At 72.7% G+C, this 15967-nt stretch carries 15 protein-coding genes and 1 tRNA gene; 11 read left to right on the forward strand and 5 right to left on the reverse strand.

What is annotated here, in order from left to right:
* Positions 1-118 precede the first annotated feature (118 nt).
* Complete coding sequence (locus ACFYU0_RS12230) at positions 119-1555, forward strand: PP2C family protein-serine/threonine phosphatase (protein ID WP_389300105.1); 1437 nt, start codon at positions 119-121, stop codon at positions 1553-1555.
* A 179-nt stretch (positions 1556-1734) separates the two neighbouring features.
* Positions 1735-3222: an aminopeptidase P family protein gene (locus ACFYU0_RS12235; RefSeq protein WP_351661576.1), complete on the forward strand. Its 1488-nt coding sequence runs from the start codon at positions 1735-1737 to the stop codon at positions 3220-3222.
* Between the two features lie 81 nt (positions 3223-3303).
* Here the strand turns inward: ACFYU0_RS12235 and ACFYU0_RS12240 are convergent, their stop codons facing one another.
* Positions 3304-3876, reverse strand: coding sequence for a GNAT family N-acetyltransferase (locus ACFYU0_RS12240; protein WP_389300108.1), 573 nt, complete (start codon positions 3874-3876; stop codon positions 3304-3306).
* Positions 3877-3914: 38 nt separating this feature from the next.
* The gene (locus ACFYU0_RS12245) at positions 3915-4361 is read right to left on the reverse strand and encodes an ATP-binding protein (RefSeq protein ID WP_351661579.1); all 447 of its coding nucleotides are present in this window, start codon (positions 4359-4361) and stop codon (positions 3915-3917) included.
* 242 nt (positions 4362-4603) lie between these two features.
* Between ACFYU0_RS12245 and ACFYU0_RS12250 the strand changes: the two genes are divergently transcribed.
* The 9 genes from ACFYU0_RS12250 to ACFYU0_RS12290 all read left to right on the forward strand — a co-directional run bounded on the left by ACFYU0_RS12250 (position 4604) and on the right by ACFYU0_RS12290 (position 14460).
* Entirely contained in the window at positions 4604-5434 is an 831-nt protein-coding gene (locus ACFYU0_RS12250) for a hypothetical protein (RefSeq protein ID WP_389300111.1), read from the forward strand.
* Between the two features lie 172 nt (positions 5435-5606).
* Positions 5607-6350, forward strand: a complete 744-nt coding sequence (locus ACFYU0_RS12255) for a YcnI family protein (protein WP_389300114.1) — start codon at positions 5607-5609, stop codon at positions 6348-6350.
* 90 nt (positions 6351-6440) lie between these two features.
* Positions 6441-7094 (forward strand): SCO family protein, encoded by a 654-nt coding sequence (locus tag ACFYU0_RS12260; protein WP_351661588.1) that lies wholly within the window; start codon positions 6441-6443, stop codon positions 7092-7094.
* The gene (locus ACFYU0_RS12265; protein WP_351661591.1) at positions 7091-7564 is read left to right on the forward strand and encodes a copper chaperone PCu(A)C; all 474 of its coding nucleotides are present in this window, start codon (positions 7091-7093) and stop codon (positions 7562-7564) included. The genes ACFYU0_RS12260 and ACFYU0_RS12265 overlap by 4 nt, the downstream gene beginning before the upstream one ends.
* 13 nt (positions 7565-7577) lie before the next feature.
* Positions 7578-9485 (forward strand): copper resistance CopC/CopD family protein, encoded by a 1908-nt coding sequence (locus tag ACFYU0_RS12270; RefSeq protein WP_389300119.1) that lies wholly within the window; start codon positions 7578-7580, stop codon positions 9483-9485.
* A gap of 8 nt (positions 9486-9493) precedes the next feature.
* Positions 9494-10795: an iron uptake transporter deferrochelatase/peroxidase subunit gene (gene efeB / locus ACFYU0_RS12275; protein WP_389300122.1), complete on the forward strand. Its 1302-nt coding sequence runs from the start codon at positions 9494-9496 to the stop codon at positions 10793-10795.
* Positions 10796-10897: 102 nt separating this feature from the next.
* Positions 10898-11830 carry a prephenate dehydratase gene (gene pheA, locus ACFYU0_RS12280; RefSeq protein WP_351661600.1) on the forward strand — a complete coding sequence of 311 codons (933 nt, stop codon included), beginning with the start codon at positions 10898-10900 and terminating at the stop codon, positions 11828-11830.
* Between the two features lie 552 nt (positions 11831-12382).
* Positions 12383-13660: a serine--tRNA ligase gene (serS, locus tag ACFYU0_RS12285; RefSeq protein ID WP_351661603.1), complete on the forward strand. Its 1278-nt coding sequence runs from the start codon at positions 12383-12385 to the stop codon at positions 13658-13660.
* Entirely contained in the window at positions 13657-14460 is an 804-nt protein-coding gene (locus ACFYU0_RS12290; protein WP_389300126.1) for an HAD family hydrolase, read from the forward strand. The genes serS and ACFYU0_RS12290 overlap by 4 nt, the downstream gene beginning before the upstream one ends.
* 53 nt (positions 14461-14513) lie before the next feature.
* On the opposite strand, the gene ACFYU0_RS12295 is transcribed toward ACFYU0_RS12290, so the two are convergent.
* From ACFYU0_RS12295 to ACFYU0_RS12305, 3 genes are all read right to left on the reverse strand, one after another.
* Positions 14514-14654 (reverse strand) — tRNA-OTHER (locus tag ACFYU0_RS12295).
* Positions 14655-14916: 262 nt separating this feature from the next.
* On the reverse strand, positions 14917-15150 hold the full coding sequence (locus ACFYU0_RS12300; protein ID WP_389300129.1) for a hypothetical protein: 234 nt from the start codon (positions 15148-15150) through the stop codon (positions 14917-14919).
* An 88-nt stretch (positions 15151-15238) separates the two neighbouring features.
* A complete protein-coding gene (locus tag ACFYU0_RS12305) occupies positions 15239-15958 on the reverse strand; it encodes an ABC transporter permease (RefSeq protein ID WP_389300131.1) in 720 nt (239 codons plus the stop codon).
* Positions 15959-15967 lie beyond the last annotated feature (9 nt).

A 15967-nucleotide genomic window follows, 5' to 3' on the forward strand; every position in this document is an offset into this window, starting at 1 on the left:
AATGCTGGACATCCCCTCACGAGTGCGTGTACATGTGGAGACACTGCAGGCGGCGCAGAATGACATGGGGGTTTGCGATGCTTCTGAGCAATACGCACCGGTCTGAAGGCCGGACGCCATGAACGCCCCCCACCCCCCGAAAGTGGCCGGAATCGATCCAACGGTTCCCACTCCCGCACACACTGTCGCGCCCGCACCCCCCGCACCGGACGCCGCCCAGGCACCCGACGCCGCGCTCGCGTCCAGGAGCACCCCCGCTCCCGCCGGCCCCGCCCCCGGGACGCTGCTCCAGGACCGGCTGGCCGGCTGGGTCTCGGATCTCACGACCCTGCACGAACTCACCGAGCGCCTCTCCGCGACCGACGCGCTCGAGCCCGCCCTCCAGGAACTGCTGCACGCCGGTTCCGCCCTGGTCGGCGCGCGCCGCGGCCTGATCGCCCTGGAACCCGGCGACGGACTCGGCCCGTGCACCACCGCCGGTCTCGGACTCGGCCGCGCCGATCTCGGCCACCTCGAGACCGTGCCGCGGGACGCCCTGCCCCACGGCGCCCTCCTGGAAGCCGGCCGGGGCGCCGGCGCGCACGACGGGATCGCCCACCCCGACCTCTTCGCCGAGGACGGTCTCGACCCGCGCCACCGCGAGGTGGCCGCCCGCCTCGGCTACGCCGCCAGCTACGCCCTGCCCCTGTCCACCGGTTCCGCCGGTCACCTCGGCGCCGCCGTGTGGCTCTACGACGAGCCCGCCGAACCGGACGAGCGCCGCCGCCATTTGGCCGGCCTCTACGTCCGGCACGCCTCCGAGCACCTGGCCCGGCTGCTCGAAGTGGAGCGCACGCGCGCGTGCATGGCCACCATCACCGAGGAACTGCTCCCGTCCCGGCTGCCCCGGGTGGCCGGCGTCCAGCTCGCCGCCCGGCACCGCACCTCCCCGCGCGGCGGCGGCGACTGGTACGACGCGCTGCCGCTGCCCGACGCGGCCCTCGGCCTCTCCGTCGGCTCGGTCACCGGCTCCGGGCCCAGCGCGGTCGCCGCCATGGGCCGGCTGCGCGCCTCCCTGCGGGCCTACGCCGTGATGGAGGGCGAGGATCCGGTCGCCGTGCTGTCCGACCTGGAGCTGCTGCTGCGGCTGACCGAGCCCGCGCGTTCGGCCACCGCGCTGTTCGCCTACTGCGAACCGGCGCTGCGCCGGGTCACCCTGGCCGGCGCCGGGCACAGCCCGCCGCTGCTGATCGGCGAGCGGCGCACCGAGTTCGCCGAGACCTCCGTCTCCGCGCCGCTCGGCATGCTCGCCTGCTGGGAGGCGCCCAGCGTGGAGGTGCAGGCCGAGGCCGGGGACACCGTCCTGCTCTACACCGACGGGCTGCTGCACCGTACCGGCGACCCGATGGACCGGGCGTTCGCCCGGCTGCACGCGGCGGCCGCGGGCATCCCGCGCGCGCTGCGCCACGACCCCGAGGCGGTCACCGACCACGTGCTGCGCACGGTGCTGCCGGACGGCCGGGACACGGCGGACAGCCCGGAGGACGTGGTCCTGCTCGCCGCCCGCTTCGACTGAGATCCGCCCGCCGCCGAGGCCCGGGCGGCCCCGGGCCGGCCGGTATGACCGGCCATAACAGCCGTCGCGGCCCCGGGCCGCCTCCGGTGCGACCGTACGATGATGGAGGTCCCCGCTCGGCCACAAGCAGGAGCGTCGCGGGCCCGGGGGAGATCACAAGGCGTATCGAGGAGGATCACGTGGCCGACGAGCTCAACCCGGCTGTCACCGACGAGGCTGCCACCGCAGCAGGTCCGGAAGCCGAGGCCGAGGAGCCCATCAAGCAGCGGAAGAACGGCCTGTACCCGGGCGTCTCCGACGAGCTGGCCGAGAACATGAAGTCCGGCTGGGCCGACACGGAGATGCGTGACCTGCGGCCCGTTCCGCAGGCCGCCGAGACCGCGCGCCGCCGCGCCGCGCTGTCCGCGCGCTTCCCCGGCGAGCGCCTGGTCGTCCCCGCGGGCAACCTGAAGACCCGCTCGAACGACACGGAGTACGCCTTCCGCGCCTCCGTCGAGTACGCCTACCTCACCGGCAACCAGACCGAGGACGGCGTCCTCGTCCTGGAGCCCACCGCCGGCGGGCACCGGGAGACGATCTACCTCCTGCCCCGCTCCGACCGCGAGAACGGCGAGTTCTGGCTGTCCGGCCAGGGCGAGCTGTGGGTGGGCCGCCGCCACTCGCTCACCGAGTCCGAGGCGCTCTACGGCATCCCGGCCGCCGACGTGCGCGAGCTGGCGGAGCTGCTGCGCGAGGCCACCGGCCCGGTCCGGGTCGTACGCGGCCACGACGCCGGCATCGAGGCGGCCCTGACCGACAAGGTCACCGCCGAGCGCGACGAGGAGCTGCGCGTCTTCCTCTCCGAGGCCCGGCTGGTCAAGGACGAGTTCGAGGTCGGCGAGCTGCAGAAGGCCGTCGACTCCACGGTCCGCGGCTTCGAGGACGTGGTGAAGGTCCTCGACAAGGCCGAGGCGACGAGCGAGCGCTACATCGAGGGCACGTTCTTCCTCCGCGCGCGCGTCGAGGGCAACGACATCGGCTACGGCTCCATCTGCGCCTCCGGCCCGCACGCCTGCACGCTGCACTGGGTGCGCAACGACGGCCCGGTGCGCTCCGGCGACCTGCTCCTGCTGGACGCCGGTGTGGAGACGCACACGCTGTACACCGCCGACGTCACGCGCACGCTGCCCGTCAACGGCACGTACAGCGAGATCCAGAAGAAGATCTACGACGCCGTGTACGAGGCCCAGGAGGCCGGCATCGCGGCGGTGAAGCCGGGCGCCAAGTTCCGCGACTTCCACGACGCCGCCCAGCGCGTGCTCGCCGAGCGGCTCGTCGAGTGGGGCCTGGTCGAGGGCCCGGTCGAGCGCGTCCTGGAGCTGGGTCTGCAGCGCCGCTGGACGCTGCACGGCACGGGTCACATGCTCGGCATGGACGTCCACGACTGCGCGGCCGCGCGCACCGAGACGTACGTGGACGGCACCCTGGAGCCGGGCATGGTCCTCACCGTCGAGCCGGGCCTGTACTTCCAGGCCGACGACCTGACGGTCCCGGAGGAGTACCGGGGCATCGGCGTCCGCATCGAGGACGACATCCTCGTCACCGAGGACGGCAACCGGAACCTCTCGGCGGGCCTGCCGCGCCGCTCCGACGAGGTCGAGGCGTGGATGGCGTCGCTCAAGGGCTGACCGCACCCACCGAACGCCGATGGCCTGGCGCCCGCGGGGGCGTCCGGCCATCGGCGTTCGCGGCGGGTCCGGGAGCCTCCCTCACGGAAGGGGGGCGTGGTCGTGGAGCACGCGCTGGAAGAGCCGGCAGTCCCGCCATGCGCCGTTGATGTGCAGGTACCGGGGGGCGAGACCGATCGGCGTGAAACCGCACTTCGCCAGCACCCGCTGCGAGCCGGTGTTGCAGGTCAGCGTCGACGCCTCGATCCGGTGCAGCCCGACCGTGTCCCGGGCGATCCGGCAGACCTGTTCCACCGCGGCGCTGGCCAGCCCCTTGTTCTGCTGGTCCGCCGCGACCCAGTACCCGAGGTGGGAGCTGCAGAAGGGACCGCGGGAGATCCCGGACAGGGTGATCGCCCCGACGATCCGGCCGTCCGCGGCCTCGAACACCCACGGCACCACGGAGCCCTCGGCGCGCTGCCGCAGCAGCCCCGCTATCCGCTCGGCCTGGCCCCCGGCGGTGAAGAAGACCTCCGGCCGGACCGGCTCCCAGGGCTCCAGATGCGCGCGGTTGCGCACGTAGGCGGCGGCGAGCGCGACGGCGTCGTCCGCGGCGAGCGGGCGCAGGACCGCTCCGCCGGGCATCCCCGAACCGCCCAGGTCGTCGACATGCATGCGGGCACCCTAGCGGCGCGGGCCCGGACCGGCGCCCGTCATGCCGTGAGCAGCGACGGGTCCTTCTTCCACTTGAGGATTTTGTCGAAGCTGACCACGGTCCCGCCCCGGCCCGGCTTGCCGCCGATGTGCACGTGATCGGCGAGTTCCCGGATCAGACAGAGCCCGCGGCCGTGCTCGGCGTCCGACCGCGCGGGCCTGAGCTCCTGGGCCATGGTGAAGCCGGGCCCCGAATCGGCCACCTCGATACGGCACTTCTCGCCGTCGAGGTAGGCGGTCACCCGGTACGCCTCCGAGCAGCCCGTGCGGACACCGTCCCCGCCGTGCTCGACCGCGTTCGCGCAGGCCTCGCTGAGGGCGACGGACAGGTCGTAGGAGACCTCCGGGTCGACGCCCGCGGTCTCCATGGTGCCGATGAGCAGCCGGCGGGCGAGCGGGACGCTGGCGGGCTCGCGGCGCAGATGGAGTGACCACCAGATGCTCATGCTCCAGCCTCCCGGCCGCGGCTCGACATACCGTTACCTATTGCCGCGCGTGCCCGGCCGTAAGCACACCGTTCCCGTGCGGCCGCCCAGAAGGACGACGCGCCCCGGACGGAAACGGTGTACGGAAGATCCGATTCCGGCGGAAGGGGATCTTCCGGTCAGGTCAAAGGCGTTCGCGGGATGACCGGATCCGGCGACCTGCCGCGGGTCGCGGTCGGGTCCAGTGCGATGATGACCCCGCCATGACTGCCCCCCACCCCCGCACGGCACCCTCCGGAGCCGGGCTCCGGATGCTACGGGCCGCGGTGTTCGCCGCGGTCTGCGTCGTGCTGGCCGCGGCCGGGCACACGCTGGCCTCCTGCGCGCGGGTACCCCTGTGGACGCTGGGCGCGGGATTCGCGGGCTCCCTGCTGATCGTGGCGCCGCTCGCCGGGCGGGCGCGGTCGCTGCCGGGCATCGCCGCGCTCCTCGCGCTCGGCCAGACCGTGCTGCACACGCTGTTCGGACTGGGCCAGCACGGGGCCGCGGGCGCGACGCCCATGGGCTCCATGACCACGCCGGACAGCGACGGCGTGCTCGTCGAGCGGGCCGCCCGGCTGCTGTGCGGGTCCAGCGCCTCGGCGCTCACCCCCGGGCACGCCTACCGGCTCCTGCTCGACGCGCACCTCGTCGATCCCTCGGGCGCCCCCGCGGGCGCCATGCCCCCCATGCACCACATGGCCGCCGGCTCCGGCGGCTCGCCGGCGTCGATGCTGCCCTCCGTGCCGATGGTCCTCGGCCACATCCTCGCGGCCGTCGTGACCGGCTGGCTGCTGCGCCGGGGCGACCTGGCCGTACTGCGGCTGATCGAGCTGTCGGCGCACGGAGTCACCGAGGGTGCGCTCGTGCGTTCCCTGCGCGCCGCGCTGGCGCTGACCCGCGTCCTGTGCGCCGGGCTGCTGCCCGCGGCCGAGCCGCACGCGCGCGGCCGCCGGGCCGCCCGCGACGAACCGCCCGCCCCGCGCACCACCGCACTGCAGCACACGGTGATCCGGCGCGGCCCGCCCGCGGCCGCGTTCCTCCTCGCCGCCTGACACGACGCGAGCACCACCGCCCCGGAGCCGGAAACGGACGAGCCGGTCGGGAGGGGCCGCCGTCGTGCGGCACGCGCGCGCATCTCACCCGGTGGCACGCCGAACGGCTCCGCCACGCGCACGCGTACTCCCGATCACCACCGAACTCACTCGAAGTGGAGTGCTCCCTGCCATGAAGGCTTCTCGTATCGCCGCCGCCACCGCCGTCGCGGGCTCGGCCGTCCTCGCCCTGTCCGGCCCCGCCTTCGCGCACGTCAGCGTGCAGCCCGAAGGATCCGCGGCCAAGGGCGGCTACGCGGTCGTCGACTTCAAGGTCCCCAACGAGCGCGACGACGCCTCGACCGTCAAGCTCGAGGTGAACTTCCCCGCCGACCACCCGCTGGCCTCCGTCATGCCCCAGCCGCTGCCCGGCTGGAGCGTCAAGGTCACCAAGTCCAAGCTCGACAAGCCGCTGACGATGCACGGCGAGAAGATCGACGAAGCCGTCACCAAGGTCACCTGGACCGCCGACGGCAAGGGCGTGGAACCCGGCTACTTCCAGAAGTTCCCGCTCTCCGTCGGCGCCCTGCCCGAGGACACCGACCAGCTCGTGTTCAAGGCGATCCAGACATACTCCGACAAGGAGGTCGTGCGCTGGATCGAGGTGCCGCAGGAGGGCCAGGCCGAGCCCGAGAACCCGGCCCCGGTGCTGGAGCTGTCCGCCGCCGCCGACGACCACCACGGCACCTCGGCCGCCGCCGACAAGGCCGCCGACGAGACCGACGGCAAGACCGGACAGACCGCCGCCGCCGACGACGACGAGGGCGCGAAGAGCGGCAGCGACACCACCGCCCGCGTGCTCGGCGTGGCCGGCATCGTCATCGGCGCCGCGGGCGTGGCCTACGGCGTCCTCGCGGGCCGCCGCCGGACCGCCTGATCACCGTTCCGCACGCGCACCGGGGGTCGTGCGACCCTTTCACCGGACCCCCGGTGCGCGCCGGAGTCATCACATCTGGGACATTTTTCTATGCGCAAGAAGACGTTCGCCGCGGCCGCGCTGCTCGCCGCCGCCTCCTTCACCCTCTCCGCCTGCGGCAGCGGTGACGACACCTCGTCGCCGGTCTCCGTGGTCTCCGAGGAGTCCGACTCGGGCAAGGCCGCGACCATCCTCGACCGGCCGTTCGAGAAGCCGGACCTGGTCCTGACCGACACGCACGGCAAGAAGTACGACCTGCGCGCCGAGACCAAGGGCCACCCCACGCTCGTCTACTTCGGCTACACGCACTGCCCCGACATCTGCCCGACGACGATGAGCAACATCGCCGTCGCCAAGAAGGCGCTGCCCAAGGCCGAGCAGGACGATCTCAGGGTCGTCTTCGTCACCACCGACCCCGACCGCGACACCCCCGCCGAGCTGGGCAAGTGGCTCAAGGGCATCGACCCTGGGTTCACCGGTCTGACCGGCGACTTCGCCACCATCCAGGCCGGCGCCCGCTCACTGGGCATCTCCATCGAGCCGACGACCAAGGACAAGAACGGCAAGACCGTCTCGGTGCACGGCACCCAGGTCATCGCCTTCTCCCCGAAGACCGACGGCGGCTACGTCCTCTACGGCGAGGACACCACCGTCGACGACTACACCAAGGACCTGCCGAAGCTCGTCGAGGGAGCCAGGCCGTGAGGCGTGCCCTCCTGCCGGCGGCCGCGCTCGCCGGCGCCCTCGCCCTGACCGGCTGCGGCTCCGGTTCCGGAGCGGACTCCGGCTCGGGCTCCGCGGCGGCCGAGCTGTCCGTGAGCTCGGTCTACATGCCCCAGCCGGTCTCCCCCGACATGGCCGCGGGCTTCCTGACGATCACCAACCAGGGCGGCGCGAAGGACGCGCTGACCTCGGTCGGCAGCGACGTCGCCGGCCGGGTCACCATGCACAGCACCGTCGGCGGGGCGATGCGGGAGAAGTCCTCCTTCGCGATACCCGCCCACGGCAGGCTGGTCTTCCGAAGCGGCGGCAACCACCTGATGTTCGAGGAGCTGAAGCGCAGGCCGAAGCAGGGCCAGCACGTGACCCTGAAGCTCACGTTCGCCGAGTCCGGGCCCCTCACCGTCGAGATGCCGGTGAAGTCCGCCACGTACAACCCGTCGACCGGACACTGAGGGAGGGACCACCTTGACGCGGACCATCACCCCCCGCCTGCGCACCCTGGTGCTGCTGCTCATCGCCGTCACCGGCGCGCTGCTCGCGGGCGCCGGTCCGGCCTCCGCGCACGCCGCGCTGACCGGCAGCGACCCCGCGCAGGGGGTGGTGGTCGACAGGGCGCCCGCCCAGGTGTCGCTCACCTTCTCCGAGAAGGTGGCCATGAACGACGACTCGGTGCAGGTCCTCGACCCCAAGGGCCGGAAGGTCCAGGCCGGTGCGCCGGTCAACGTGAGCGGGACCACCTACGCGGTGAAGCTCAAGGGCGGCCTGGCCAAGGGCACCTACACGGTCGGCTACCAGGTCGTCTCGGCGGACAGCCACCCGGTCGCCGGCGCCTACACCTTCTCCATCGGGGCGCCCTCGCAGACGGTCGTCTCCGGTGTCGGCACCACAGCCTCCGACACGGCCGTCGGCCGGCTCTACTCCGTCGGACGGTACGTCTCCTACGCCGGCTTCATCGTGCTCGCGGGCGGCGCCGCCTTCGTGCTGGTCTGCTGGCAGCGCGGCTCGGGCGTACGGCCCCTGCAGCGGCTGGTGGTGGGCGGCTGGCTGGCGCTCACCGCGTCCACGCTCTGGCTGCTGCTCCTGCGCGGCTCGTTCACCTCCTCGGGGAAGTTCGGCGACGTCTTCGACCTGGACCTGCTCGGCCAGGTGCTGCAGACCAAGACCGGCGCGGAGCTGGTCTCCCGGCTGCTGCTGCTCGCCGCCGCCGCACTGTTCATCGCCGTCCTCTTCGGCGCCTACAACCGGCGGGAGGAGGCCGAGGAGAAGCGCGACCTCACCTTCGGGCTGGCCGTCGGCGGAGTGGTCGTGGCCGCCGGGCTCGCGGCGAGCTGGGCCATGGCCGAGCACGCCTCCACCGGACTCCAGCCGGGCATCGCCATGCCCGTGGACGTGGTCCACCTGCTGGCCGTCGCCGCCTGGCTGGGCGGCCTCGTCGCCCTGCTCGTCGCCCTCTACCGGGCGCCCGCCGACACCCCGGTCGAAGCCGCCGCCGTCCACCGCTTCTCCCGTCTCGCCTTCGCCTCCGTCCTCGCCCTGGTCGCCACCGGCGCCTACCAGTCCTGGCGCCAGCTCGGCTCCTGGTCGGCGTTCACCGAGACCCGGTACGGGCAGCTGCTGCTGGTCAAGATCGCGCTGGTGGCCCTGCTGGTCGGCCTCGCGTGGATCTCCCGGCGCTGGACGGGACGGCTCGCGGACCCGGCGGCCGAAGCCGCACCGACCGGGGAGCCCGAGCGGGAGTCCGTCTCCGCGCCGGTCTCCGCCGGCCGGGAGGACGCGGAGGGCGCCCCCGGTGGCGGCGAACGCGCCGCCCAGCTCGCCCGGCAGCGGGCCGCGGTCGACGCCGCCCGGCAGAAGCGCCGGCGGGACGCCGACCCGAACCGCTTCGGGCTGCGCCGCTCGGTGCTCACCGAGGCCGGTGTCGCGGTCGTGCTGCTCGCCGTCACCACCTGGCTGACCCAGACCGAGCCGGGCCGCACCGAGCTGGAGGCCAAGGCCGCCTCCTCGTCCTCCTCCAGTTCCTCGTCGTCGTCCGGCGCGCTGACCCTGGACATGCCCTTCGACACCGGCGGCGCGGACGGCAAGGGCCTGGTCCGGATCGACTTCGACCCCGCGCGCGTGGGCGGCAACGAGGTGCACGTCTACGTCCAGCGGCCCAACGGACGCGCCTTCGACGTCCCCGAGGTGAAGGTCGCCCTCACCCTCGCCGCGAGGAAGATCGGGCCGCTTCCGGTGACCCCGGACCACATCACCACCGGCCACTGGGCGGCGAGCGGGGTGCAGATTCCCATGGCGGGCGACTGGAAGGTCGCCGTGACCGTGCGGACCTCCGACATCGACCAGGCGACCGTCTCCAAGAACGCGCAGATCGGCTGAACCACACCATGCCCGACCAGTCCCTTCCCGAGACCCGCACGCCCGGCTCCCCGGCATCCGGGCCGAGCGCCCACCACGGCGGCGCAGCCGAGGGCCACGGTGGTGTCTCCCGGCGTGCGCTGCTCGGCACCGCCGGGGCCACCGGGCTGGTGCTCGGCGCGGCCGGCGGGGCCGTGGGATACGCCTCGGCGCCCGCCCAGGCCACTCCGCTGACCTCGGTGGGCGCCGGCCGGGCGATGTTTCACGGGAAACATCAGCCCGGCATCACCGAGGGACTCCAGGCACGCGGCCACCTCGTCGCCTTCGACCTCGCGGCGGGGGCGGGCCGCAAGGAGGCTGCGGCCCTGCTGCGCCGCTGGTCGGCGACGGCCGAGCGGCTGATGGCGGGTGAGACGGCCCCGCACGGCGACACCGGTGTGGCCCGCGACGCGGGACCGTCCTCGCTGACGATCACCTTCGGTTTCGGGCACAGCTTCTTCGGCCGGACCGGCCTGGAGAAGCAGCGCCCGGCGGCCCTGGACCCGCTGCCCGACTTCTCCTCCGACCGGCTCGACAAGGCACGCAGCGACGGCGACCTCTGGGTGCAGATCGGCGCCGACGACGCCCTCGTGGCCTTCCACGCACTGCGCGCCATCCAGAAGGACGCCGGGCACGCGGCCCGCGTCCGCTGGCAGATGAACGGCTTCAACCGCAGCCCCGGCGCCACCGCGCACCCCATGACGGCCCGCAACCTCATGGGCCAGATCGACGGCACCCGCAACCCCAAGCCCGCCGACGCCGACTTCGACCGGCGGATCTTCGTACCCGCCTCGGCGGAGCCCGCGTGGATGGCGAACGGCTCCTACGCCGTCGTACGCCGTATCCGCATGCTCCTGGACGACTGGGAGACGCTGTCGCTCGCGGCCCAGGAGGCGGTCATCGGGCGCCGCAAGGACACCGGGGCCCCGCTGTCCGGGGGCGACGAGACGACGCCGATGGACCTGGACAAGACCGACGCCCAGGGCGAGCCGGCCGTTCCCGTCAACGCCCACGCCCGGATCACCCGGCCCGACCGCAACGGCGGCGCGGCCATGCTGCGACGTCCGTTCTCCTACCACGACGGCATCGACCAGGACGGCACGCCGGACGCCGGGCTGCTCTTCGTCTGCTGGCAGGCGGACCCGCTGCGCGGCTTCGTCCCGGTGCAGCGCAAGCTCGACCGGGGCGACGCCCTCTCGCGGTTCATCCGGCACGAGGCCAGCGGCCTGTTCGCGGTGCCCGGCGGCGCGGCCGCGGGAGAGTACGTGGGCCAGCGGCTTCTGGAGGGGTGAATCCGGCCGGGGAATCACCCCTGCGGGGATTCAAACCACCCGGTCGAGTGGCGTCGATGAGACACGGAAGCCGCGCGCCCCGGCGCCCATTAGGGTGAGGACATGCCAGCGAGCTATGCGTATCTCGGTCCCGAAGGCACCTTCACCGAAGTCGCCCTGCGCACGCTTCCGGAGGCGGCCACCCGGGAGCTCATGCCCTACGTCTCGGTGCAGTCGGCGCTGGACGCGGTGCGGGCCGGCGAGGCCGAGGCCGCGTTCGTGCCGATCGAGAACTCCGTCGAGGGCGGCATCACCACCACCCTGGACGAGCTGGTCGCGGGCGAGCCGCTGACGATCTACCGCGAGGTGCTGCTGTCGATCACCTTCGCGCTGCTCGTCCGGCCGGGCACCCGGCTGGCGGACATCAAGACGGTCTCCGCGCATCCGGCGGCCCAGCCGCAGGTGCGCAACTGGCTCAGGAACAACCTGCCGGACGTCCACTGGGAGTCGGCCGCCTCGAACGCGGACGCCGCCCGGCTGGTCCAGGAAGGCCAGTACGACGCCGCCTTCGCGGGCGAGTTCGCCGCCGCCCGGTACGGCCTGGAGGCCCTGGAGACCGGTATCCACGACGCGGAGAACGCACAGACCCGCTTCGTGCTCGTCGGCCGCCCGGCCCGGCCCGCGGCACCGACCGGCGCCGACAAGACCTCGGTGGTGCTGTGGCAGCGGGACGACCATCCCGGCGCCCTGCGCGACCTGCTGGGCGAGTTCGCCTCCCGGGGCATCAACCTCATGCTGCTGCAGTCGCGGCCCACCGGCGCCGGCATCGGCAACTACTGCTTCTGCATCGACGCCGAGGGGCACATCTCCGACCGGCGGATGGCCGAGGCGCTGATGGGACTGAAGCGGATCTGCCTCCAGGTGCGGTTCCTCGGCTCCTACCCGCGCGCCGACATCCTCCCCGGCGAGGCCCGGGCCACTCCCGCGGGCACGTCGGACGGGGAGTTCGTGGCGGCCGCCGACTGGGTGGCGCGCTGCCAGGACGGCCGGTTCTGAAGCGGCCGTAGACTGCTTCCGGTCAGTCCTACCTGCATATCTTCGTTATCCACAGAAGTTATCCACAGGTCCGCTTCTCGACCTGGGGACAAGTCGACAAGGGCGCGCGGTCCCGTCGACAAATCGCCCTGCAAGTCCCTCTTGCGGCCACCGTCCCGCACGTCACCCTTCGTCCACCCGTTTCCTTTGGTTCATCTTTTGGGGCGACCCCTTTCCACTCGAAAGTGGGTGTCATCCCAGCTCGCGGCGAGAATTCCTTCGCCGGGCCGAAACTTCCGGAGTGATCAATTCCGGAATCCACAGAGTTTCCGCACAGCCTGTGGATAACTCCCCTGGAGGGCCGGATCGCTGTGGACAACGGCCTCTCCAAGTCCCGCCCTCCACAAGGAAATCCGGTCAACCGGGAATCCGCCGCCTGCCTCGTTCCAGGGATTGAGACACCTTTTCTTGACACCCGCCACCACTCTGCGCAATTGGCCCGAAACGGCATGTAAGGCGCGAGTCGCAATAGTGAGTCGTGACCTGCGAGCTCGCACCGGTAGCCTTGCTCGCGTGATTGACCTTCGCCTGCTCCGTGAGGACCCCGACCGTGTGCGCGCGTCCCAGCGCGCCCGTGGAGAGGACGTCGCGCTCGTCGACTCCCTCCTGTCCGCCGACGAACGGCGCAGGTCCTCCGGCGTCCGCTTCGACGAGCTGCGCGCCGAGCAGAAGTCGCTCGGCAAGCTGATCCCCAAGGCCACTCCGGAGGAGAAGGCCGAGCTGCTGGCGCGCGCCGAGCAGCTCAAGGCCGACGTCAAGGCCGCCGACGCGGAGCGCGACGCGGCCGACGCCGAGACCCAGCGGCTGCTGCAGCAGCTCGGCAACCTCGTCCACCCCGACGTGCCCGTCGGCGGCGAGGAGGACTTCGTCACGCTGGAGACGCACGGCGTCATCCGCGACTTCGGCGCCGAGGGCTTCGAGCCCAAGGACCACCTGGAGCTCGGCCAGGTGCTCGGCGCGATCGACGTCGAGCGCGGCGCCAAGGTCTCCGGCTCCCGCTTCTACTTCCTCACCGGCGTCGGCGCCCTGCTGGAGCTGGCCCTGGTCAACGCGGCGATCGCGCAGGCCACCGAGGCCGGCTTCACGCCGATGCTGACCCCGGCGCTGGTGCGCCCGCAGTCCATGGCGGGCACCGGCTTCCTCGGCCAGGCGGCCCAGGACGTCTACCACCTCGACAAGGACGACCTGTACCTGGTCGGCACCTCCGAGGTCCCGCTGGCGGCCTATCACATGGACGAGATCATCGACGCCGACCGGCTGCCGCTGCGGTACGCGGGCTTCTCGCCCTGCTTCCGCCGCGAGGCCGGCTCGCACGGCAAGGACACGCGGGGCATCTTCCGCGTGCACCAGTTCGACAAGGTCGAGATGTTCTCCTACGTGACTCCCGAGGACTCCCAGCAGGAGCACAAGCGCCTGCTGGAGTGGGAGAAGCAGTGGCTGACCTCGCTGGAGCTCCCGTTCCGCGTCATCGACGTGGCCTCCGCGGACCTCGGCGCCTCGGCCTCCCGTAAGTACGACTGCGAGGCGTGGATCCCGACCCAGGGCAAGTACCGCGAGCTGACGTCGACCTCGGACTGCACCGAGTTCCAGTCCCGCCGCCTGTCGATCCGGATGCGCGACGGCAAGCAGGTCCGCCCGCTGGCCACCCTCAACGGCACCCTGTGCGCCGTACCGCGCACGATCGTGGCGATCCTGGAGAACCACCAGCTGCCCGACGGCTCGGTCCGTGTTCCCGAGGTGCTGCGCCCGTACCTGGGCGGCCGGGAGGTCCTGGAGCCGGTCGCCAAGTGAGCGCCGGATTCCCCTTCCAGCTGATCGCGACCGATCTCGACGGAACGCTCCTGCGCTCCGACGAGTCGATTTCGCGGCGCAACCGTGACGCGCTCGCCGCGGCCACCGCGGCGGGCGCGGCCCACATCGTCGTCACCGGCCGCGCGGTCCCCTGGACCCGCCACATCCTGGACGACCTCGGCTACGACGGCCTCGCCGTCTGCGGCCAGGGCGCCCAGGTGTACGACGCCGGCGCGCACCGCCTGCTGACCTCGGTCACCCTCGACCGGCAGCTCGCGGGCGTGGCCCTGGCGAAGCTCGAGGCCGAGGTGGGGCCGCTGTACCTGGCGGCGAGCCGGGACGGCCTGGACGGCGAGGTGCTGGTGGGGCCGGGCTACGCGGTCACGGGCAACCTCCCCGCCACCCCGTTCACGGACGCGGCCGACCTGTGGTCCGCCCCGTTGAACAAGGTCTACATACAGCACCCGACGCTCGGCGACGACGAGCTGGCGGACGTGGCCCGGCGTGTGGCCGGCGGTTTCGTCACGGTGGCGATGGCGGGCGCGGGCATCGTGGAACTGCTGCCGCTCGGCCTCTCCAAGGCCACGGGCCTGTCCCTGGCCGCCCGCCGGCTGGGGGTCAAGGCCGCGGGCACCATCGCCTTCGGCGACATGCCCAACGACATCCCGATGTTCGCCTGGGCCGCCCACGGCGTGGCCATGGCCAACGCCCACGAGGAACTCCGGGCGGTGGCGGACGAGGTCACCGCCTCCAACGAGGAGGACGGCATCGCGGCGGTCCTGGAGCGGCTGCTGCCGTAGTCCGCGCGACGTACGACGACGGCACCGCCACCCGCCCTGGTGGCAACGTCTCGCGGAGGATGCACGACTCGAACGTGCGCGGGCTCTCACGCCCGACCTCGGCCCGCTCCGGCTCGACCTCGGCCCGGTGATCGAAACCGGCCTCGTGATCGAACACGGTGCGCGCCAGTGCCTTACCGCTCGGCCAATCCTCCGGGTGGGCGGCCCACGCGAGAGCGACATCGCGTGCTCGAAGCGGCCGCCCCGGGCAGCTCCCCTGAGCTCCACGGAGCGGTGGCTTTCACTCCGGAGCCCGCCCCGGGCTGCCCTGACGGGAGCCGGGCGTACTGTCGTGCATGGACATCGCCCAGCTCCTCTCCCGGTCCGTGCGCCGGGTCCGTCCCGGCCGGTGGGGCACAACCACTGTGCTCCGCGCGGGGGTTGGGCGCCACCGGATTAACCGGGCCCGCGACCGTCCTACCGGCGCCGCCATCTGCGCCGGCGCGCCATGCCGAAGAACCATCCCGCGGGCGGCTCGTCCGACCGCCAGGGCTGCGGCTCCGGTGACTCGGCGCGCCAGCGGGCGGCGAGCATCCGGGCCCGCGCGGACGGCTCGGAGGTCTCCGCGGCCCGTACGAACGCCTCGTCCAGGACGGTCTCGTCCCAGTCGTCGCCCTCGGCCCCGGCTCCGCCGTGTGTCCGCTCAGCCATCGCGGCCTCCCAGCCGTACGTCCGCTGCGTCCAGTGTGCCCACGCGGAGGTGAAGGCCCCGTCAAGGTGGACCGGGGCCCCCGCGGAACTACTCCTCGCCCGCCAGCTTCAGTGCCCGCAGCTTCTGCCCGGCGTACCAGGTCGCCAGGACGGTGACCACGACGAGCAGCACGGTGGCCGTCGTCAGCCCGACGTCCGAGGTCACCAGGCCCCCGCCGGCGACCTTCTGGGCGACGGCCAGCGACCACTGCTGGACGCTCAGCGTGCGCGCGCCCGGCACCAGGGAACCGAACAGGGCCTCCCAGACGAGCGCGTAGACGAGCCCGAGGACCACCGCGTGCCGGGACACCGTGCCCAGCAGCAGGAACAGCGCCGAGTAGGCGATGGAGGAGACCAGCGCGGCGACCGTGTAGGCGACGGCGATCTGCTGGCCGTTGCCGTTCAGGATCAGGCCCGCGAGCATGGTCGGCACGGCGGAGAACACCATGGTCACCGCGATCGCGACGATCAGCTTCGTCAGGATGATCGTGGGCCGCTTCAGCGGCTTGGACAGCAGGTACACCACGGAGCCGTCGTCGATCTCCGGGCCGATCGCGCCCGTGCCCGCGATGACTCCGATGATCGGCACCATCGTGGCGAGCGCGAAACCGCCCAGGACGTCGGCGGCCGTCTGGTCGTCCGCGCCGGTCAGGGCGCGCACGGCCACGGAGATCACGAGCAGCAGCAGCGGCAGCGCGCCGAGGATGAGGGCCCGGCGGCGGCCGAGCAGGGCCCGGTAGGTGAGCCGGGCGACGGTGGGGTCGTACATCAGGGCCTC

It is taken from the genome of Streptomyces sp. NPDC003720 (assembly GCF_042875075.1).
In the GTDB taxonomy this organism is placed as follows: Bacteria; Actinomycetota; Actinomycetes; order Streptomycetales; family Streptomycetaceae; genus Streptomyces.

Bases quoted from the DNA above. Each gene is read 5' to 3' on its own strand.
- ACFYU0_RS12230 (WP_389300105.1), top strand. From the start codon at position 119: ATGAACGCCCCCCACCCCCCGAAAGTGGCCGGAATCGATCCAACGGTT.
- ACFYU0_RS12240 (WP_389300108.1), bottom strand. From the start codon at position 3,876: ATGCATGTCGACGACCTGGGCGGTTCGGGGATGCCCGGCGGAGCGGTC.
- ACFYU0_RS12245 (WP_351661579.1), bottom strand. From the start codon at position 4,361: ATGAGCATCTGGTGGTCACTCCATCTGCGCCGCGAGCCCGCCAGCGTC.
- ACFYU0_RS12250 (WP_389300111.1), top strand. From the start codon at position 4,604: ATGACTGCCCCCCACCCCCGCACGGCACCCTCCGGAGCCGGGCTCCGG.
- ACFYU0_RS12255 (WP_389300114.1), top strand. From the start codon at position 5,607: ATGAAGGCTTCTCGTATCGCCGCCGCCACCGCCGTCGCGGGCTCGGCC.
- ACFYU0_RS12260 (WP_351661588.1), top strand. From the start codon at position 6,441: ATGCGCAAGAAGACGTTCGCCGCGGCCGCGCTGCTCGCCGCCGCCTCC.
- efeB (WP_389300122.1), top strand. From the start codon at position 9,494: ATGCCCGACCAGTCCCTTCCCGAGACCCGCACGCCCGGCTCCCCGGCA.
- pheA (WP_351661600.1), top strand. From the start codon at position 10,898: ATGCCAGCGAGCTATGCGTATCTCGGTCCCGAAGGCACCTTCACCGAA.
- ACFYU0_RS12300 (WP_389300129.1), bottom strand. From the start codon at position 15,150: ATGGCTGAGCGGACACACGGCGGAGCCGGGGCCGAGGGCGACGACTGG.
- ACFYU0_RS12305 (WP_389300131.1), bottom strand. From the start codon at position 15,958: ATGTACGACCCCACCGTCGCCCGGCTCACCTACCGGGCCCTGCTCGGC.